This is a genomic window from Rhodococcus sp. 3258 (genome assembly GCF_031456475.1).
Taxonomy (GTDB): domain Bacteria; phylum Actinomycetota; class Actinomycetes; order Mycobacteriales; family Mycobacteriaceae; genus Rhodococcoides; species Rhodococcoides fascians.
Genome location: NZ_JAVDUT010000003.1, coordinates 418,576 through 438,171, shown reverse-complemented (window position 1 = coordinate 438,171; position 19,596 = coordinate 418,576). Strand labels below are relative to the sequence as shown.

At 61.4% G+C, this 19,596-nt stretch carries 18 protein-coding genes and 1 tRNA gene; 10 read left to right on the top strand and 9 right to left on the bottom strand.

What is annotated here, in order from left to right; all coding sequences use genetic code 11:
* The first annotated feature begins 3 nt into the window (after positions 1 to 3).
* Together J2X62_RS12925 and J2X62_RS12920 are read left to right on the top strand one after the other, a co-directional pair.
* Complete coding sequence (locus J2X62_RS12925; RefSeq protein ID WP_032368223.1) at positions 4 to 1,188, top strand: acyl-CoA desaturase; 1,185 nt, start codon at positions 4 to 6, stop codon at positions 1,186 to 1,188.
* Positions 1,189 to 1,211: 23 nt separating this feature from the next.
* Positions 1,212 to 1,448, top strand: a complete 237-nt coding sequence (locus J2X62_RS12920; protein WP_027497606.1) for a hypothetical protein — start codon at positions 1,212 to 1,214, stop codon at positions 1,446 to 1,448.
* Between the two features lie 70 nt (positions 1,449 to 1,518).
* Here J2X62_RS12920 and J2X62_RS12915 read toward each other — a convergent pair whose 3' ends face one another.
* Positions 1,519 to 2,628 carry a class I SAM-dependent methyltransferase gene (locus J2X62_RS12915; RefSeq protein WP_283550715.1) on the bottom strand — a complete coding sequence of 370 codons (1,110 nt, stop codon included), beginning with the start codon at positions 2,626 to 2,628 and terminating at the stop codon, positions 1,519 to 1,521.
* On the bottom strand, positions 2,625 to 3,767 hold the full coding sequence (locus tag J2X62_RS12910) for a N(5)-(carboxyethyl)ornithine synthase (protein ID WP_032368221.1): 1,143 nt from the start codon (positions 3,765 to 3,767) through the stop codon (positions 2,625 to 2,627). The genes J2X62_RS12915 and J2X62_RS12910 overlap by 4 nt, the downstream gene beginning before the upstream one ends.
* A 228-nt stretch (positions 3,768 to 3,995) precedes the next feature.
* Here J2X62_RS12910 and J2X62_RS12905 point away from each other — a divergent pair, with 228 nt between their 5' ends.
* Positions 3,996 to 4,301, top strand: coding sequence for a hypothetical protein (locus tag J2X62_RS12905; RefSeq protein WP_310181043.1), 306 nt, complete (start codon positions 3,996 to 3,998; stop codon positions 4,299 to 4,301).
* Between the two features lie 6 nt (positions 4,302 to 4,307).
* Here J2X62_RS12905 and J2X62_RS12900 read toward each other — a convergent pair whose 3' ends face one another.
* The 6 genes from J2X62_RS12900 to J2X62_RS12875 form a co-directional block, all read right to left on the bottom strand.
* Positions 4,308 to 4,712 carry a hypothetical protein gene (locus tag J2X62_RS12900; protein WP_310181041.1) on the bottom strand — a complete coding sequence of 135 codons (405 nt, stop codon included), beginning with the start codon at positions 4,710 to 4,712 and terminating at the stop codon, positions 4,308 to 4,310.
* Between the two features lie 104 nt (positions 4,713 to 4,816).
* The gene (locus J2X62_RS12895; RefSeq protein WP_310181039.1) at positions 4,817 to 5,593 is read right to left on the bottom strand and encodes a TatD family hydrolase; all 777 of its coding nucleotides are present in this window, start codon (positions 5,591 to 5,593) and stop codon (positions 4,817 to 4,819) included.
* Positions 5,590 to 6,882, bottom strand: coding sequence for a hypothetical protein (locus J2X62_RS12890; protein WP_310181037.1), 1,293 nt, complete (start codon positions 6,880 to 6,882; stop codon positions 5,590 to 5,592). Before J2X62_RS12890 ends, J2X62_RS12895 begins: the two co-directional genes overlap by 4 nt.
* Positions 6,879 to 7,355, bottom strand: a complete 477-nt coding sequence (locus J2X62_RS12885; RefSeq protein ID WP_310181035.1) for a hypothetical protein — start codon at positions 7,353 to 7,355, stop codon at positions 6,879 to 6,881. The genes J2X62_RS12890 and J2X62_RS12885 overlap by 4 nt, the downstream gene beginning before the upstream one ends.
* 295 nt (positions 7,356 to 7,650) lie before the next feature.
* A complete protein-coding gene (locus J2X62_RS12880) occupies positions 7,651 to 9,510 on the bottom strand; it encodes a P-loop NTPase fold protein (RefSeq protein ID WP_310181032.1) in 1,860 nt (619 codons plus the stop codon).
* Between the two features lie 568 nt (positions 9,511 to 10,078).
* Positions 10,079 to 10,154, bottom strand: a tRNA-Arg gene (locus J2X62_RS12875).
* Between the two features lie 146 nt (positions 10,155 to 10,300).
* Between J2X62_RS12875 and J2X62_RS12870 the strand changes: the two genes are divergently transcribed.
* Both J2X62_RS12870 and J2X62_RS12865 read left to right on the top strand, forming a co-directional pair.
* The gene (locus J2X62_RS12870; RefSeq protein ID WP_310181029.1) at positions 10,301 to 11,458 is read left to right on the top strand and encodes an XdhC family protein; all 1,158 of its coding nucleotides are present in this window, start codon (positions 10,301 to 10,303) and stop codon (positions 11,456 to 11,458) included.
* Between the two features lie 44 nt (positions 11,459 to 11,502).
* Entirely contained in the window at positions 11,503 to 13,581 is a 2,079-nt protein-coding gene (locus tag J2X62_RS12865; protein WP_310181025.1) for a cytochrome c oxidase assembly protein, read from the top strand.
* Between the two features lie 7 nt (positions 13,582 to 13,588).
* Here J2X62_RS12865 and J2X62_RS12860 read toward each other — a convergent pair whose 3' ends face one another.
* Positions 13,589 to 14,014: a MarR family transcriptional regulator gene (locus tag J2X62_RS12860; RefSeq protein ID WP_310181023.1), complete on the bottom strand. Its 426-nt coding sequence runs from the start codon at positions 14,012 to 14,014 to the stop codon at positions 13,589 to 13,591.
* Between the two features lie 82 nt (positions 14,015 to 14,096).
* On the opposite strand from J2X62_RS12860, the gene J2X62_RS12855 reads away from it, so the two are divergent.
* The 5 genes from J2X62_RS12855 (at position 14,097) to J2X62_RS12835 (ending at position 19,477) form a co-directional block, all read left to right on the top strand.
* A complete protein-coding gene (locus J2X62_RS12855; protein WP_310181020.1) occupies positions 14,097 to 15,893 on the top strand; it encodes an ABC transporter ATP-binding protein in 1,797 nt (598 codons plus the stop codon).
* Between the two features lie 50 nt (positions 15,894 to 15,943).
* The gene (locus J2X62_RS12850; RefSeq protein ID WP_032370204.1) at positions 15,944 to 16,600 is read left to right on the top strand and encodes a YigZ family protein; all 657 of its coding nucleotides are present in this window, start codon (positions 15,944 to 15,946) and stop codon (positions 16,598 to 16,600) included.
* Between the two features lie 165 nt (positions 16,601 to 16,765).
* Complete coding sequence (gene ssb / locus J2X62_RS12845; protein ID WP_027497598.1) at positions 16,766 to 17,254, top strand: single-stranded DNA-binding protein; 489 nt, start codon at positions 16,766 to 16,768, stop codon at positions 17,252 to 17,254.
* Between the two features lie 125 nt (positions 17,255 to 17,379).
* The gene (gene ettA, locus J2X62_RS12840; protein ID WP_027497597.1) at positions 17,380 to 19,059 is read left to right on the top strand and encodes an energy-dependent translational throttle protein EttA; all 1,680 of its coding nucleotides are present in this window, start codon (positions 17,380 to 17,382) and stop codon (positions 19,057 to 19,059) included.
* A gap of 1 nt (position 19,060) precedes the next feature.
* Complete coding sequence (locus J2X62_RS12835; protein ID WP_310181017.1) at positions 19,061 to 19,477, top strand: thioesterase family protein; 417 nt, start codon at positions 19,061 to 19,063, stop codon at positions 19,475 to 19,477.
* Positions 19,478 to 19,596: the final 119 nt, after the last annotated feature.

The window sequence follows — 19,596 nt, the reverse complement described above, 5'->3', positions numbered from 1 at the left end:
CAGATGCTCGGAACGATTCTCTCGATCCTGCCCACCGCCGTCATTCCCTTCCGACGCAACGAAACGCTGCCCGACGAGCCGACCGTACTGACGTACGAACAGGTCGAAGAGCTCGGCCGCGAACTCGACGACCTGCGGGCCCGCACCGTCGCCAAACTGGGCGACGAGGACCGCGAATACATCTACAAGATCATCAAGGCGCAGCGCGGGCTCGAGATCACCGGACGCGCACTCATGTACCTGCCTTTCGTCCCGCCGGCGTGGCTCGCCGGTGTCGGCGCACTCGGCGTCGCGAAGATCCTCGACAACATGGAGATCGGCCACAACGTCATGCACGGCCAGTACGACTGGATGCGTGAGCCGGGTCTGAACTCCGAGGTGTTCGAGTGGGACACCGTCTGCCCGGCAGACCAGTGGAAGCACTCGCACAACTACATGCACCACACATTCACCAACATCGTCGGCATGGACCGCGACATCGGGTACGGCATCCTGCGCATGGATCAGGACCAGAAGTGGAACCCGTACTACCTGGGCAACCCCGTCTACGCATTCCTGCTCATGACGTTCTTCGAGTGGGGCGTCATGCTGCACGACCTCGAGACCGAGAACATCGTCGCCGGTAAGAGGAAGTGGCACGACGTCAAGCCGCTGCTGCAGGGAATGTGGCGCAAGGCGGGCAAGCAGGCTCTCAAGGATTACGTCATCTTCCCCGCTCTGACCGGGCCGTTCTTCGCCTCGACCGTGGTCGGCAACGTTGCTGCGAACCTGATCCGGAACGTGTGGACGTACTCGATCATCTTCTGCGGCCACTTCCCGACGGGGGTGCAGACCTTCAGTCAGGAAGAGACCGCCGACGAGAGCCGGGGCGAATGGTACGTCCGTCAGATGCTCGGATCGGCCAACATCGAGGGTTCGCCACTGTTCCACATCATGTCCGGCAACCTCTCGCACCAGATCGAGCACCACCTCTTCCCGGATCTTCCCGCGCACCGCTACCCGCAGATCGCACCCGAGGTCAAGGCTCTGTGCCAGAAGTACGACCTGCCGTACAACACCGGCGGCTTCTTCCACCAGATCGGTACCGTGTGGGGCAAGATCTTCAAGCTCGCTCTGCCCAACTCGCTCACCGGATCGGCGGCTCCGGCCAGTGTTATCGTCGAGCGTAAGAAGACCGACGCAGCGTGACGACTTCGAAGGGGGCGGTCCTGGTGGTGGGAAGGTTCGAGCGCAACAAGGACACCGTGCAGGATTTCACCGAGTCTGCGGCGACACACGTCGGCAGAATCGTGGTGATCATCGCCGGAGCGGTCCGTGACGTCACTCGCGAGATCGGTGATCTGATCACCGATGGAATCGAAATGCGCGAGGCCGCGAAGAAGGCCGAGCGTGACGCGCCGCTGGGCACCGTGATCAACGGAGAGTTCGAGACCCGCGACCGGCACTGACTCACCGCACGATCGACGAAGCCGCCCGAGCATTGCTCGGGCGGCTTTCTCGTGTCTCGGGCGCGGATGGCTAGCGGCGGCGCAGTCTCCACAGCGACGTGGTCTCGCGCGACCGGGCTTCGTGCAGAACATCGGAGGCGTCGGTCGCTCGAGAATGCGATGGCACTGTGTCCATCCGGTCGACGACGGTCAGGCCGGCTTTGTCGATCGACGTGAGAAGGTCTGTGCGCGTAGCCAATCCGAGCAACTCGGCGAGGTCGGACAACACCAACCAGGCCTCGCCGTCGGGCGTCAGATGCCCGCCGAGGCGGCTGAGGAACGATTTCAGCATGCGAGAACCGGGATCGTAGACGGCATGCTCGATCCCCGACGTCGGCTTGGTGGGGATCCACGGCGGGTTGCAGACGATCAATCCCGCGCGGCCGCTCGGGAAGATGTCGGTCTGCACCACCTCGACCCGATCGCTGTACCCGAGTGCGTCGAGATTGGCGCGGGCGCACGCGACCGATCGGGGGTCCTTGTCGGTCGCCACCACCGCAGGTACGCCCCGGCGCGCGAGTACCGCAGCCAGCACACCCGAGCCCGTCCCGATGTCGAAAGCCCGGTCCGTGGCAGGTAGCGGTGCGTCGGCGACGAGCTGGATGTACTCACCGCGGACAGGCGAGAACACTCCGTAGTGGGGATGAACGGACGCGTCCAGCGCCGGCACGAACACTCCCTTGCGGCGCCACTCGTGTGCGCCGATGATCCCGAGCAGTTCCCGTAGTGACAGGACGCAGGCCGAGGCATCGGGACCCAGTGCTTCCGCTACGGCCGATCGCACCTCCGGCGCTCGGCCGAGATCGAGCCGTAGATCCGAATCGAGTTGCACCAGAAGCATTCCCAATACCCGTGCGCGCCGCGCCTGGTACTGACGATGCAGGTGGAACCGCTCGGCGGGCGACGCGTTCTCGGGCTGTGTGGCCGGTGGTACCCGCCGCGTCATGGCCGACAGGAGCTGGCGAGCGTTGTTGTAATCGCCACGCCACAGCAGGGACTCGCCGATCGTCGCCAGCTTGTAGGCCACGTCCGCCGTCGTCGCGTCGTCGACGATCCGCACCACCCGTGGTGGCGGCGCACCGTTCTCCGACTGCCATCGCGCGGACCGTTCGACGCCGTCCTCGACCCACGTGACGCTCATGCTGCAGTGTGCGGGTACTCCGCACTGCGATGTTGGAAGGCAAGGATATTGGGGTTCACGATGACACCCTCCCTGATTTCGATGGAACGCTCGATGGTGGCGTCCTCGCTCCACGCTGCGGGCCCGTCGAGAACCACGCGAAGGTAGGGCAGCAACGATTCGCTGATCTCCCACGTCGCCGAATTCCACAGATAGGACGGGCTGTGGTCGACGGCGTAGTAGTGCACGTTGTCACCGACGGTGAACATCGGGTCGGCGAACGACGTGGGCCGAGCCCATTCGAATCCCATTCCCTCGTCACACGAGACATCCACGACCAGGGTGCCCGGCGTCAATGTGGGCAGGTCCTCGTTCGTCAGGAACGTCAGTGGTGAGTTCGTATCCTGCAGTACGCAATTGACGATCACGTCGTGGTCGGACAGAAACTGCGAGAGTGGAATTCGACCGTCGGGAGTCAGCGCTCGGCTCTGGCGGGGATCGGCGTCGTCGAGATCGAAATTGACGATGTTGGCCGAGTGAATCGGCGAACCCACCGCCGTGACCCCACGCTGAGTGAGGACGTCGACGTCGTGAATTCCGTGTGCACTGAGCGCGGTGACCGCGCCGCGAGCCGTGGCTCCGAAACCGATGACAGCGGCCCGCAACCTGCGGCCGTAGTCGCCGGTCGAACCGATCAACTGCAATGCGTGCAGCACCGAGCAGTACCCGGCCAATTCGTTGTTCTTGTGGAACACATGAAGATTGAACCAGCCGTCCTGCGTCCAGTGGTTCATGGCCTCGAAGGCGATCAGCGTGAGTTTGCGATCGACAGCGATCTGGGTGAGCCTTTCGTCCTGCACACAGTGCGGCCAACCCCAGAGCGTCTGGCCGGGTCGAAGAGACTCGAGATCTTCGGCCTGAGGCTTCGGCAGCAGAATCACGTCGCATCGAGCAATGAGTTCGGCGCGGGTGCCGATACCCGCGACCTGCGTGGCCAGGTGCTCGTCGGAGATTCCGAACGGTTCGCCGTAGCCGGATTCGAGGAACATTCGGCTTCGAATGTCGGCGTCGATGCGATCGAAGTGAAGAGGATGAATCGGTAGTCGACGCTCATCGGGCTTGCGCGAACGTGAGAGGACTCCGAGAGTGAGCTGATGCACGTGTAACCCTTCGTTACGCGAAGTCAACCACAGTAACGCGAGTCGGCCGGCGTCAGCGCTGGTCAGAGGGTGCGCCTCCGCGAATCGCTTTCACGCAAGGATACCCCGTTAGCGGCGCTGGCTCGGGAGGTTGAGCTGCCTTCTTCGCCGGCCACGGACGGCGAAGAAGCGCAGGTCAGACCGGAGAAACATAGCTATCGACCCCAGCGTCGGCTCAGTGAATCGGAGGTGGATCTGCTGGTTTCGGAGTACGAAGCAGGCAAGACCGCTCCGGAGGTAGCTGAGTTGTTCGGGATCCATCGGCAGACCGTTGCGCGGTTGTTGGCGAGCAGGGGAGTGGCGACTCGTTCGCGGGGTCGGATAGATGCCAAGCTCCTTGCGGAGTTGACCTGGCACTACGAGCGCGGCAGGTCTACCGTCGAGCTGGGGCGGCAGTACGGCCTCGCTGCGAGCAGTGTCGGTAAGGCGTTGAAGAAGTCTGGCGTGAAGCTTCGGCAGCCGAAGTTCAATCGGTGGGCGGCCCGAGATGAGTAGTTACGTTCAGGCAGCCTGGCCGTCGGTGTCGTCCCGATTCTCGTGTTCAGGTGGCTTGCTTTCCTCCATTGCGAGTGCGACGAGTACCTTCGCAATCTGGCGTAGGTCGGGCTGCGGTTCGAGGACTGAGCGGACGTACACGACTCTGCCATCGGCAGTGACGGAGGGCGGGGGAGTGTAAAACTCGCCGCGCGCATACCGTGCGTAGATCTTGCCTGCGCGGTTCGCCAGTGACTTGTTCGTGCGCAGAACATCTCGCCGGTGCTGCGTGAGTTCCTGATCAGTCAGTGCTTCTGCTGGACGATAGAAATCGTGGATGATGCGCTGATGGGCAGGATCCATCAAAGAACCCGAATCTTGGTGCTCCAACCAGATTTTCCTGAGCTGGTGGTGTTGGGTGATGAATACCATGGGAGTAAGACGTGGCATGCAGTAAGTTATGGCAAACAGTGTTTAGAGAATGCTGTGCGCCTACGTCCAACATTTTCTTGCGTTCAACTAACGGCACCACCAAGCTATTTACTGTCTGCAAATCTGAGCATGTTCTGTACCACCGGCGGTAGTAGAGCTGTCACGCCAAGCACGCTGACATGACGCGAAAGAGTCTTCCAGAAAATTTCGCGAATCATCGGTAATTCTACACCGTAAGCAACGGCAATTGAGCGTTCAACATCGAGTGTATGGCCAGGTTGCCTTGGTGCGTCCCCTCGACGATTACCGCTTGGATGATCGGTTTCGGGAAGTAGTGAAGTAATAGGGACACCGGCTTTCAAAAGCCCCGTGGGGTTCATGTGTTGATTGACCGAGAATAGGCAGCCAAGACCAATGGCCCTCTGCGTCTCGGGCTCTGAGCCACGCCACCAGTGTAGAACTACGCCGTGTACATTTGCTTGCTCAATAGTATCCAAAACTTGGCTGGTGGCTCTTGAGCTGTGAACTGAAACTAGTCGTGGTGATGTGGCTACAGCAGTGAGGATAGAAAGAAGAACTTCAATTTGCCGACTCAACGCGACCGATGAAGAGCCGTCGAGCCCAATCTCGCCGATGTAGGCTGTATTTTGCATTAGCTTCGAAAACTTAGATATATTGAATTCCTGCTGAGCTTCGGCTACACCGGGATGGCAACCGAGTCCCCAAATGGTCACGGCATCTTGCCGATACAGGACACTCTCGAACTCTTTGAGTGAACGTGTTACTGCGAATACAACTGCGCCAAGGTTCTCCAGTGTGCGAGAGGGGATGTCGATCTCAATGTGGGCGTGCAGGTCAAGCGGTGGGAGTGATCGGCTCATGCTAGGAATGTCCTCAATTCGTCTACGCCGGCTCGACAGAGTGCCAGTGCATCTTCCGGAGGGTAATTTCTAGGGAGTGACATTTTCATGACCATCCGTGGTTTCGGTTCATTTAAGGTGAAGTCGTACATAGCCTCGATGATCGACTTGCCCTCAACGAATTCTGCGTAGCGATTGGCTGAGTCAATCGAGAGGTACGGCGTCGGATCAGAGAGACCAGCGGCATTGAAGGAGGCTCGGCGCACTATACATCCGAAACAGACGCCGCAGGACGAGCCCGGAGCTACGCCGCTGTACCGCGCATCTGTGTGTGAGCAGGAGTTGGTTGCGCCCAAGTACTCAGATGCCGCATCTCTTCCGATCGCTGCAGCCACCCGGCTGAACATCTGCCCTTTCGTGAGGTGTTGAAACGGATTCTGTATGAGCCCATGGGCACCTACCTTCGTAAGCACATTTTGTAAATCCGTAAGAAAGCGTGGGTGAGTCGTGTGGGTCGACAGAGAGCCGCGCCGTTCGGGACCAAGCGGAGGGTTTAGTGAAGCAAATCCGTTTTCAGGAATTTGGAGAGGCTGGCCAGAGCGCTCAGCTGAGGCCAGTCCGAGGCTGAGGAATAGTAGCGACCGAGAGCGGCTTGATGGCTCACTTTTGAAATTTGTTCCGTTCAGTCGCTTGGTAGTCCTATTTAGATTAGTTTGTCGTGGTATGACTATGATGTCTGGCGCGGCAGCTTTTATCCGCTTCGCCAAATCTTTCTGAAAAGGGGAGATGCACGTAGCGCTAAAGTGTGAGACAAGCTGGAGGGTTGTTCCTTTATCAAGGCTTAGGGCCGTGAGCAACGCACCCGCTGCGGAATCTGCTCCCCCGCTCAGCAGAACTGTTGCGGAGGGCGTCACCTCATTAAGTTGGAGTTCGACTGCCTCGGCTTCGGCCCCCTGAAAGAAGGTGAAGTTCCAATGGTCGCCGGTGAGGAATCCAATGGTTTCGGCGAGTTCATCTGCGTACTTCTGCCACGCTTCCGGCTTGTTAACTTCTACTGTCACGCTGAAATTACGATCGTTCCAGTCTGCACCCCGAGCCTCGCGACGCACGGATCGATCTGCGGAAAATACAGCAAGTGCTATTCGAACAAAATCGATGTTTTCTTGACGGACAGGACCAAAAGAAGTCAGGTGCGGATCTAGTGCACCTGTAAACGTCGACTTTGTAGATCGCGTCCACAAAAATGCCTCGTCGAACTCAGACGCGCTATTCGCTGTATTCAGATCGATGGTCAGTAAAAAATTATTCATTTACCGCCACCGAAAATCTGACCTAGTTCCGCAATACCCGACTCGATAGCCGTCGAGATCTCCTTGTCGGACGCGCCAGTATTAGTCAGGCTCACCTGGCTAGCGTAGACCTCAGCGGCGTCACGAACCTCTTGCTCGGCTGCTCGTCGTTTCTCGCGGGAAGTCTCAGCACGAATGGAGTCACCGACTTCTGTCAGTGTCACATTGGTGATAATGATCTCTATGGATCGTCGGACGATATCGTCGGGAGTCGGGGTGTGGTCGGTAGGTGCCTCAAGGATCCATTCGACGATTTCGGCAACAGTTTCGCGAGACTCGTCATCCGCAAGTGTGTTGTCTGCTTGGTTGTCGAAAGCTGCTTCCACAATCCGAGTGCCGACTGCTACCACGTCACCAAGCGCGAGTAGCTCGTCATAATTTAGACCTGCATCTTCGAGCGCGGCTCGGTCACCGGTAGTGTAGGCCCGCGCCAAGGATCCACCCCGGCCTGCGGCTCGGGATGTTGAGCTTGTCGACCGCTGGGCCCCGCCACCGGAACGGCCACTGCTTCCTTCGCTACCGCCCGAAGCACCACCACCACCGCCGCCAGCTCCACCGCCACTACCTCGCTGTGAATTGAGAATTCTGAGGGCTGGACGAAGGTCCACATTGGGCATGGGCGCAGCTACCAGATTCCCTTCTGGTTGCGGAGAGTTGTCTGTCAGCCAGTCCGCAATGTTGTCACGGAGATCGGCTGCATCTTTACCTCCGCTTCCACCAAAGGCTCCACTAGTTCCCATTGGACTGCCCCCATGCTCGGCGCACACTTGCTATGGTTTGCCTGGCCTGGTCTGTCGCAGATGAGACGTCCCATACTGTGAATACTGGTTCGTATGCGCTTTCGGTTCGCGACTTCAGCAGCATGATCGTTGCTACCTGGACGTCGGGTGGTGGGATAAGCTTTAGTGCGCTGACCACTGCGTCGTCAATACCGTGGTGAGTGTCCGCTAGCCGGAGCATTCCGTTGACCGAGTACTTTTGAATGCTCGGGTGGTCACGAGTCTGACGCCCCAAGTACGTCACAAGAGTGCGCGCATCTTGCGCGTTGAGCGCACTTAGCGCGGCGTTATCGACGGCTGACCGGTCGGTACGAAGAGTTGCAGTGAGGGCACTCGCAATGTCGCGCAGTCGTTCCGGTAGCTCTTCATCAATAAGTTCGATTCCGGAGAATGACGCTGCGAGATACAGGTAGCCGCCGACTTCTGAAGCATCTAGGGCGGGAGGGAGCTTGGCCCATCGAATCAACGTATCGCTGAAGCCGCCAGAAGCTTCCGGCATGTCGCTAGATGAGCTAGGGGCGTCGGCTCCATCTGGAGTGCTCTGGTCAGTTCCATCCTCAGGTGGCGAGGCGGGGGTGTTAGCGACTTGGTCAAGCGCTTCAAGTTTGTCGCGAAGTTTGTTCTGAGCTAACCAATCGAGGACGGTTTGGAAATCTGCAAAGAGCAGCCGTTCGAGGACCATAAGCTTGGCGACGGCATCCGACGACAGGGTGATTCCTCGACGATTCGCAATGCTCTGTCGTACATTGAGGTCATTGAGGAATCGTTTAATACGACGAGGGTTGCCGCGGAATTTCTCATACAAGATCGGTGTAAGACGGGCTGCGACAGCGAGCTCGTCCGTAAGGTCTATACCTCCTGGGACCGAGACGTCGTCCAGAGACCCACTCGACCGACGGAGATCACCGCACGATTCAACGAGTGCAGCGTGAACCTCTGGTGAAACACGGTCCTGCGAAAGCAGCAGGAACAGGTAGGCGTGAGTGTCAAATCGACTCAAAGCTGGAAGTGGAATGGTCGTCTGAACAATCTTGTGCAGATACAGCTTTGCTGGCGACTCGACGTTTACATCGGTCGATGGCGGCGACTTGAATCGCTGTTGGATGGCTTCGGCAACTCGGTCTTCGTCTGCTGCAATAACGAATGACATGCCCTTAGCCGATAAGAACAGGCGAATAGCCTCAAGAGATTCAACTACCGTATCGGGGAGACAGCGGTCGAGGTCATCAACCAACACCACAATGCGAGACACATGCGCGAGAGCTGGATCTCGCAGTAACTTCTCGAACTCATCCCGGAATGCCGCCATGCCCCTCTCGGATTCGAGGGATTCCGGATCGTCACTGACTAGACCGAAGATATCGTCAAGTTTGGGCAACTGCATCGTTATCGCCGTTGTCGCAGTCATCTTGACAGCCTTAGACCAATTAACCTTCTTGACAAGCTTCTTGAATGCATCTAGACCTGCTTTGCCAACAGGGTCTTCCTCTTTGAACTCTGCACCGAGAGTCTCAAGTACTTCCGCGATCAAACTCTCCTTCGGTCCGACAGTAGGGTCGTAGCGCCAAGGCTGCGTTGACACCACGAGAACTTTGCCACCCGATGAGCCGGAGCGCGTCTCGATCTCGGCCTTGATCAGCTCAAGTACACTCGTTTTACCGCTACCCCATGCGCCCGACAGTCCAATCGCCACAGGATCAAGCGCATCGTTAAAAATGGCGTCCGCAGCAGTCTCTGCGACGGCGTTGAACGCCAATAGGTCTGTGGTGGCAGGCTCGTCGGACCAAAGCGGGAAAGATGATGATGTCATCGACGGCTCCGATTCCGGGCAGTATCCCAGTCGCTGGTCCTTGCGGAACCTGCTAGTTGACTATCGGATACTCTCATTTCTAACTGGATCTCCTCCACACCCTTTGGTGCTCAATATAATGCCTGATATTCGTTATCTACGCCGAGGGTGGCAGCCGCACGTAGTAGCTATTGGATAGCTGCCCATGACATTTAAGAATTCGGACGGCTCAATTCTGACGGCATATCGCGTCTAAAATCATTTTCTCATACGCGCACAGAATAGTGAATAGGCCGTACTTGCATGATATCTCGTATTATAGAACGCGTGGCCTGCATTGACATCCTCATCCATGATGTTTCCTTCACCGGTACACCAGACCAGAGGTGGGCTTCGGTTCTGAAGTCGTGCAGAAGCTGTACCGGTGGCACCAACCCTCCCTCTACTTCAAACACTGTTTACAGTGGTCAGTCCGCTAAAACAGACCGTACAGTAGGGGTCCGACATGTACCGGTGATAGCAAAAAAGTCAGCACATTGCTGTACTGACCTCTGTAATCGTCCGAATATTCGAACATAGGTTCTATGCGTGGTGCCCCCGGCAGGATTCGAACCTGCGACCAAGGGATTAGAAGGCCCTTGCTCTATCCCCTGAGCTACGGAGGCTGGCACGCGCGGACAGGCCCGCTCGAGCACGGTTGACGAGTGTACCTTTCCGCCTACGGCGATCACACCGGCATGGGTTGAGGGAGCAGTGAAGGGGGAAGCCTGTGATGTCGTAGACGTTCCGGCCGGCACCCGAAGGAGGTTCGATGCACGACATTCTGGACGAGCTGCTGCACGCCTGGCAGACCGGCGACGCGGCCGCGGTGGCAACGGTCGTGCAGACATTCGACTCCGCGCCGCGTCCTGTGGGTGCGTCGATGATGGTCGGCCAGGACGGTGCGGTCGCCGGTTCGGTGTCCGGCGGCTGCGTCGAGGGTGCCGTGTACGAGTCGGCGCAGGACGTGATGCAGTCCGGCACCCCGATACTCACTCGATACGGGGTGTCGGACGACGACGCATTCGCAGTCGGGCTCACGTGTGGGGGAACGCTGGATGTGTTCGTGCAGGCGGTGTCGAAGCACACCTTTCCCGAGTTCGGTGACGTCGTGGCGAACGTGCGCCGCAACGTCCCGGTTGCAGTGGCCACCGTGATCGCTCATGCCGACGCAACACGGGTCGGTCGGAGAGCAGTTCTGACGGAGTCGGGTATTCGCGGTTCCCTCGGCAGCTCGCGGGCGGACGCCGCCATTGCCGACGACGCGAAAGGGCTACTTGCAGCGGGACGTTCGACTGTTCTGACGTACGGAACCGACGGCCAGCGCCGCGGTCGGGGAATGCAGGTGTTCGTGTCCAGTCATGCGCCGTCGCCGAGAATGCTCGTGTTCGGTGCCATCGACTTCGCTGCGGCGGTTGCGCAGCAGGGTGCCTTTCTGGGCTACCGCGTCACCGTCTGCGACGCCCGATCCGTGTTTGCGACCCCGCAGCGCTTTCCCGCTGCCGAGCAGGTGGTGGTCGCGTGGCCGCACGACTACCTGAACCAACAGTGGGCGGCGGGGGAGTTGGACGAGAGGACCGTGGTCTGTGTGTTGACTCACGACCCGAAGTTCGATGTGCCACTGCTCGAAGTGGCGTTGCGGATTTCGGCCCTGGCGTTCGTCGGAGCGATGGGGTCGCGGCGAACCCATGACGACCGCATCGCCCGGTTACGGGCGGCAGGAGTGACCGAGACCGAACTCGCGCGATTGTCGAGCCCGATCGGACTCGACCTGGGTGCACGCACGCCGCAGGAGACCGCGGTGTCCATTGCGGCGGAGATCATCGCCCAGAGATGGGGCGGGAGCGGCACGCCTCTCCGGCAGCAGCACGGACGCATCCACCACGACTCGCTGGACGCCGAGGACGGGGCAAAGTACGACGCTGTGTAGGACTCGCGTTTCGAGTACTGCCGAAAACCTCTTACTCTGGTGGTATGGCCACACCGGATCTCGACAAGACCGACCCGTCGCACGCCGGGGACTCCACCGGCGATGTGCGGTCGGACGAGGGTGCGGGCAGTGCAGATCCCCGCTCGACAACCACGTCGGTGTTCGTCACTGCCGGCGTCATCGCCGGTGTCGTCGCTGCCCTGATCGTCATGCTGTCCGCGTCGGACGCGTTGGTCCTGCTCGGTATCCCTGATCCCGGCCCGGCCACCACCTACGGACTGCCCGCCCTGCGTGCGATCGGTGAGATCGCAGCGGTCATCGCGGTCGGCTCATTCCTGCTGGCGGCGTTCCTGGTTCCGCCGCAGAAGAACGGCGTGCTCGACGTGGACGGCTACCGGGCGGTTCGCACCGGCTCGGTCGCATCCATCGTCTGGGCCGTATGTGCGCTTCTCCTCGTGCCGTTGACGCTGTCCGACACCTCCGGCCAGCCGTTCGCCGAGGCCGTGAAGCCGGCGAATCTGTGGATCGCGCTGGATCAGGTGGAGATCGCCAGTGCATGGCGGTGGACGGCCATCATGGCCGTCGTGGTCGCCATTGCCTCGCGGACGGTACTGCGGTGGTCCTGGACGCCTGCGCTGCTCGGATTCTCGCTGGCCACCCTGCTGCCCATTGCGCTCAGTGGTCATTCCTCGGCGGGCGGATCGCACGACATCGCGACCAACTCGCTGATCCTGCACCTCGGTGCCGCGTCGTTGTGGGCGGGCGGGCTGTTCGCACTGCTTGCACATGTTCGCAGACGCGGCGCGCACACCGACGTCGCTGCTCGGCGGTTCTCCACGATCGCCGGCGTCTGCTTCGTCGTCATGGGCATCAGCGGAATCATCAACGCCCTGGTTCGGGTGTCCCTCGCCGACCTGTTCACCACCACCTACGGCCTGCTGATCGTGGGCAAGATTCTCGCGTTGATCGTGCTCGGCGGATTCGGCTGGATGCAGCGGCGTCGTGCTCTGCCCGCACTGATCGCCGATCCCACCGCCCGTGGACCGCTGCTCCGGTTCGCCGGGGCCGAGGTGCTCGTTCTCGCCGCGACGGTCGGCCTGGCCGTCGGCCTCGGGCGAACACCTCCGCCCGCCGAGATCGACCCCAACCTGACGCCGACCGAGGCCGCGCTCGGGTACGACCTCAGTGGCCCGCCGACGTTCGCCCGTATGGCTTTCGATTGGCGCTTCGACCTGATCTTCGGCACCGCCGCGATCGTGATGGCCGTGGTGTACCTGATCGGGGTCCGTCGGCTGCGACTGCGCGGCGACGCGTGGCCCGTCGGTCGCACCGTCGCCTGGGTCCTGGGCTGCCTCACACTGCTGATCAGTACGTCGTCGGGCATAGGACGGTATTCCACGGCAGTGTTCAGCGTGCACATGACCGGACACATGATGCTGTCGATGCTCGCGCCGGTTCTGCTCGCGCTCGGTGGTGCACTGACGTTGGCGTTGCGTGTCCTGCCCGCGGCAGGCAAGGACGGCGTCCCGGGGATGCGCGAGTGGTTGCTGATGGGCCTGCACAGTCGACTGTCGCAGTTCGTCACCCACCCGCTCGTCGCGGCGCTGATCTTCGTGGGCGGCTTCTACGTGCTCTATCTCGGCGGAATCTTCGGGGCCGTACTGGACAGTCACGGAGCTCATCTGTTGATGAACCTGCACTTCGTGCTCAGCGGATACCTGTTCTACTGGACGGTCATCGGCGTCGATCCGTCTCCGCGCAAGATTGCTCCGGTCACCAAACTCGCCGTGGTGTTCGGCTCACTGCCGTTCCATGCGTTCTTCGGTGTGGCGCTGATGAGCATGAACACCGTCATGGGTGCCTGGTTCTACCGCACGCTCGGCCTCGACTGGAACTCCGACCTACTGGGGGACCAGAAGCTCGGTGGCGGCATCGCGTGGGCGACCGGCGAGGTGCCTCTGGTGCTGGTCATGCTCGCACTGCTGATCCAGTGGTCCCGCAGCGACGATCGCGACGCCAGGCGCGGTGACAGAGCCGCTGAGCGTGACCACGACGCCGACCTGGCCGCGCACAACGCGATGTTCGCCGAGCTGGCCCGTCGTGATCGGGACGGCAGGCAGTAGCTTCTCGTCAGTCGCTGCCGGCGATCTTGTGCAGAAGCCGGTCGAGTTCGGTGCGTTCGGCCGGCTCGAGGCCGTCGAACAGGTCCGCGGACACCTGACGTCGTGCCTTGTCGACGCGGTCGAGCAGGGCGCGGCCGGCGTCGGTCAGCTCGACCAGGACAGCGCGGCGATCACTCGGGTCCGGCGCTCGCGTCACCAGTTCTGCCGCTTCGAGCGAGTCGACGATGTCGGTGGCCGATCGCGCGACGATGCGGAGGTGCTCGGCCAGATCACGCAATCGGACCGATTCTCGTTCGCGCGCCAAGACGTGCATGGCCCTGCTCTGCGACGGGTTGAGTCCGAACGGTTCCAGCGCAGTCATGTGGCTTCGCCGAATTCTTCGGGCAACGGCCATGAACGAATCGCTCAGGTTGGGCGAGTGTCCGGTGTCCATACGACGGATCATAGCGAGGCTTGCTCACAACCTCATAGTGAGGTAACCTCTGCATATTACTTCAGCTACCACGGAGGTCTACTTGGAAAGCCGTCCCGAACGCGTACCACTCGCTTCCGATCCAGCGCCCGTCCGACGAGTCCTGGCTCTGTTCACGCCGTACCGGCGCAAGATCGCTGTCGTCAGCGCGATCATCGTGGCCAGCGCCATCATTGCGCTCGCATCTCCTCTACTTCTTCGCGAACTCCTCGATCATGCAATTCCCGACCGCGACGTCACGCTCGTCAGCCTCATCGCGGTCGGCATGATCGCTGTTGCAGTCGCCACCAACACTCTCGGCGTGGTGCAGACCTGGATGTCCAACGGCGTCGGTCAGCAACTCATGCACGATCTGCGTGTGCAGGTCTATTCGCACCTGCAGAGACAGTCCCTCGGATTCTTCGCGCGAACGCGCACCGGTGAGGTGCAATCGCGTATCGCGAACGACATCGGCGGCATGCAATCCGTCGTCACCAACACCGCGACGTCCATCGCGCAGAACGCCACGACGGTCGCTGCGACCGTGGTCGCGCTCTTCCTGCTCGATTGGAAGCTCGCCACGTTCTCACTGATCATCCTGCCGATCTTCGTGCGAGTGGCTCGCCGTATCGGCGACGAGCGTCGCAAGATCTCGACCAAGCGGCAGAAATTGCTCAGCGATCTGTCCGTCCAGATCGAGGAATCACTGTCCGTCAGTGGAATTCTTCTGGGCAAGACCACCGGTTCCGCCCAGGCGTTGACCGACAAATTCGCCGACCGATCGCACGAGGTGGCCGGTGTCGAACTGGCCGCAATGATGGCGGGCAAGTGGCGGATGGCGACAATTCAGATCAGCTTCGCCGTGATGCCCGCTCTGGTGTACTGGTTCGCCGGCATCACCATCGGTCAGGGGAGTGCATTGACGATCGGCACCCTGGTCGCGTTCACCGCATTGCAGACCCAATTGTTCCGGCCCACCATGCAATTGCTCAACACCGGCGTCGAAGTACAGGCATCCTTGGCGTTGTTCGGCAGAGTCTTCGAGTATCTCGATCTGCCCATCGATGTCGCCGAACCCGAGCACCCGATCACACTCTCGCGAGAGAGCGTGCGCGGCGATGTCGCTTTCCGCGGCGTCGACTTCACCTATGCCGCCGCGACTGTCCCGACACTGTGCAACATCGATCTCGACGTACCGGCCGGGAGCACGCTCGCGCTCGTGGGCGCAACCGGATCGGGCAAGACCACGCTGGGATACCTCGTTGCCCGCCTGCATGATCCGACAGCCGGCTCCGTGACCATCGACGGTGTCGACTTGCGGCACATGGCGTCGGAGAACATTGCCGACCTGGTGGGCGTCGTCTCTCAGGAGACCTACCTGTTCCACGCCACCATCAGGGAGAACCTGCGGTTCGCCAAGCCCGACGCCACCGACGACGAAATCGTGGCTGCCGCTTGGACGGCCCAGATTCACGACTTCATCGACGGCCTCGACGACGGTTACGACACGATGGTCGGCGAGCGCGGCTACCGATTCTCCGGTGGTGAGAAGCAGCGCATCGCAATCGCCCGGACTGTCCTGCGCAACCCGCCGATTCTGGTGCTCGACGAGGCGACGAGCGCCCTGGACAATCGCACCGAACGTGCAGTGCAGACAGCGCTCGACGGTTTGATGCACGGCCGTACCACCATTCTGATCGCCCATCGCCTGTCCACCGTGCGAGCAGCAGACGCCATCGCGGTACTCGATCACGGCATCGTGCGCGAGGTCGGAAGCCACGAGGCGCTGCTCGCCGAAGACGGTATGTACGCCCAATTGGTCCGTGCCGCAGACGATGTCGTGGACAGCGTTGCTGCATGATCAGGGTTGCTGCATGAGCAGGGTTGTTGCATGAGCTGGGCTGCCGCGTGATGGAGCTTCGAACGATCGCCGGCCGGGTTGTGTGCGAGACCGAGGTCAAGAGATCGCGGTTCGTCACCGTGGTGGACAGGGCGAGCACCGAGGCCGACGCTCGCGCGGTCATCGCAGCGGCGCGGAAAGCGGATCCGACTGCCGGACATCACTGTTCGGCATTCATCGTCGAATCCTCGGCTGCAGGCATCGTTGTCGTCCACGAAGACTTGACCCACCGCATCGAGCGATCCAACGACGACGGCGAACCCAGCGGCACGGCAGGAACGCCGATGCTCGAGGTGTTGCGCGGTCATGGGCTGACCAACGTGGTCGCGGTGGTCGGCAGATATTTCGGTGGCACCAAGCTCGGTACCGGCGGATTGGCCCGCGCCTACGGCGGTGCGGTCACCGAGGCACTTGCCCGGGCTCGGTTTCTCACCCGAGAGCGACGCGACGTGCTGACCCTCGAACTCGACCATGCCGAGGTGGGACGGGTCGAATCGGAGCTACGCGGACACGGGGCCTTGGTGCTCGATACCGCCTACGACACTCGAGCCGTGCTCACCGTCGCCGTCGCAGACGCCGATTCGACTGCAGCGCTGGTGGCGTCGCTCACCGCCGGACGGGTGGTGCCGGCTCTCGGTGGGCATGTCTACGTAGAGACAGCCGAGTAGCACACCGGTCCGACACGAGTGGCGTCATGACCAGCCGATCCTGGACGTTCATCCACAGGCTCAGCGGTTGTCCACATTTCGCGAACACGTCCGTCACGGGTGGCTCCGGCGTAGCAGTGTCGATCTCGATCGCAATTACGCGACATCCATCGAGAGGAAGACACCATGTACGAAGCTCAGTGCGCTGTTGTGGGCACCGTCATCACCAATCCCGTCAAGCGCTCCACGCCCACCGGCGACGAGGTCCTCAGCTTTCGGATGGCGAGCAATGCCCGACGGCAGGACCGCAACACCGGTGAATGGACCGACGGCGGCACCCTCTATCTCACGGTCACGTGCTGGCGTCGACTCGTGCGCGGCGTCGGCGCATCGTTGATGAAGGGCGATCCGATCATCGCCTACGGACAGCTGCGCACCAACGAATACACCAATCGCGACGGCGTCGAACGATCCGACCTCGAGATGCGGGCCAGCGCCGTCGGGCCGGACCTTGCGCGCTGCAACGTGGCAATCCAGCGGACCAGGACGGTCGCGCCCGAAGTACCTGCAGACGAGGCACTCACCGACGACGATCGGGGTGCCGCCGAACCACCGGAGGACGAGCCGGATCACGATCGAATCGGTGACGACGTCCGCGAGGCGGTACCCGCCTGACGGCCCGCCGACATCCGTCGTCCCCGGTGGATGCAACCCGCGCACGACCGCGGACGACGGATGTGGGCTCGGCGCGGACTCGGTCGATGGTGTTCCGACGCGGCCGCACCGATAAGCTGGGCGGCATGGCTGAATTCATTTACACCATGAAGAAGGTGCGCAAGGCGCACGGCGACAAAGTCATCCTCGACGACGTGACGATGAGCTTCTACCCGGGAGCGAAGATCGGCGTCGTCGGCCCGAACGGCGCCGGTAAGTCGAGCATCCTCAAGATCATGGCGGGAATCGATCAGCCCGGAAACGGTGAGGCGTTCCTCGCTCCCGGTGCCTCGGTCGGCATTCTCATGCAGGAGCCGATTCTCGACGACACCAAGACCGTTCGCGAGAACGTCGAGGACGGCCTCGGCGAGACGATGGTCCAGCTCAAGCGCTACAACGAGATCGCCGAGCTGATGGCAACCGATTACTCCGACGAGCTCATGGAAGAGATGGGCGAGTTGCAGGAAAAGCTCGACCACGCCGACGCCTGGGAGATCGACTCGCAGCTCGAACAGGCGATGGACGCGCTGCGCTGCCCGCCGCCCGAGTCCCCGGTCACCAACCTCTCCGGTGGTGAGAAGCGTCGCGTCGCCCTGTGCAAGCTGCTGCTCAGCAAGCCCGACCTGTTGCTGCTCGACGAGCCGACCAACCACCTCGACGCCGAGAGTGTGCTGTGGCTCGAGCAGCACTTGGCCGCCTACGCCGGTGCCATTCTCGCCGTGACTCACGACCGGTACTTCCTCGACCACGTCGCGCAGTGGATCGCCGAGGTCGACCGCGGACATCTGTACCCGTACGAGGGCAACTACTCGACGTACCTGGAGAAGAAGGCCGAGCGCCTCGAGGTCTCGGGAAAGAAGGACCAGAAGCTGCAGAAGCGGCTCAAGGACGAACTCGCCTGGGTTCGCTCCGGTGCCAAGGCTCGCCAGGCCAAGAGCAAGTCTCGTCTGGCTCGCTATGACGAGATGGTGGCCGAGGCCGAGAAGACCAGGAAGCTCGACTTCGACGAGATCCAGATCCCCAACCCGCCGCGCCTCGGCGACGTCGTGGTCGAGGTCAAGAGCCTGGACAAGGGCTTCGACGGCCGCGTGTTGATCAAGGATCTGTCGTTCACGTTGCCGCGCAACGGAATCGTCGGCGTCATCGGACCCAACGGTGTCGGCAAGACGACACTGTTCAAGACCATCGTCGGGCTCGAGGAGCCGGACGGCGGCGAGGTGAAGATCGGGCAGACCGTCAAGCTCAGCTACGTCGACCAGAACCGCTCGGGCATCGACTCGAAGAAGACGGTCTGGGAAACGGTCTCCGACGGCCTGGACTTCATCACCGTGGGCAACTCGGAATTCCCGTCGCGCGCGTACATCAGCTCGTTCGGATTCAAGGGCCACGATCAGCAGAAGCCCGCCGGAGTTCTCTCCGGCGGTGAGCGCAACCGTCTGAACCTGGCGATGACGCTCAAACAGGGTGGCAACCTGATCCTGCTCGACGAGCCGACCAACGACCTCGACGTCGAGACACTTGGATCGCTCGAGAACGCGCTCGAGGAATTCCCCGGTTGCGCCGTGGTCATCTCGCACGACCGGTGGTTCCTGGACCGCACCTGCACCCACATCCTGGCGTGGGAAGGCGGCTTCGGAGACAACGAGGCTGCCTGGTACTGGTACGAGGGCAACTTCGAGGGCTACGAGGCCAACAAGGTCGAGCGGCTCGGTCCCGACGCGGCGCGTCCCCACCGCGTCACGCACCGGAAGCTGACCCGAGACTGACATGTCGGCACCGACCTTCACCTGCACACTTCAGGTGCGGTGGGGTGATTCCGACCGCCTCGGGCACGTCAACAACACCCGGTTCGTCGAGTACCTCCAGGAAGGCCGCGTTCAGTTTCTGAACGCGGTCCTGGGGGGCTCGAAAGGTCGCGGCGCGGTGGTGGTTCGTACGTTGACCACCAACTTCTTGCACCCGATCCTGGACGACTCCGGCCCGCTGGTGATCGAGCTGTGGATCACTCGTATCGGAACCACCTCGTATGGCGTCCGGCACGTCGTCACCGATCGAAACGGAACGGTGTGTGCAGACGCGGAGGCACTGATGGTGGCCTTCGATCTCGACACCTCCTCGTCCAGGCCGCTGCGCGAACACGAACGAACTGCACTGAGCGAGTACCTCCACAGCGATTCGTCGTGACTGCCGGATCGGCCTGACGCGCTGGTTCCCGAGATCTCTGCGGTTGCGGGGTCACCCGCACTAGGGTCGAGGGGTCATCGACGACCGGCGATCGGCGGGCGTCGGGAAATCCTCACGAG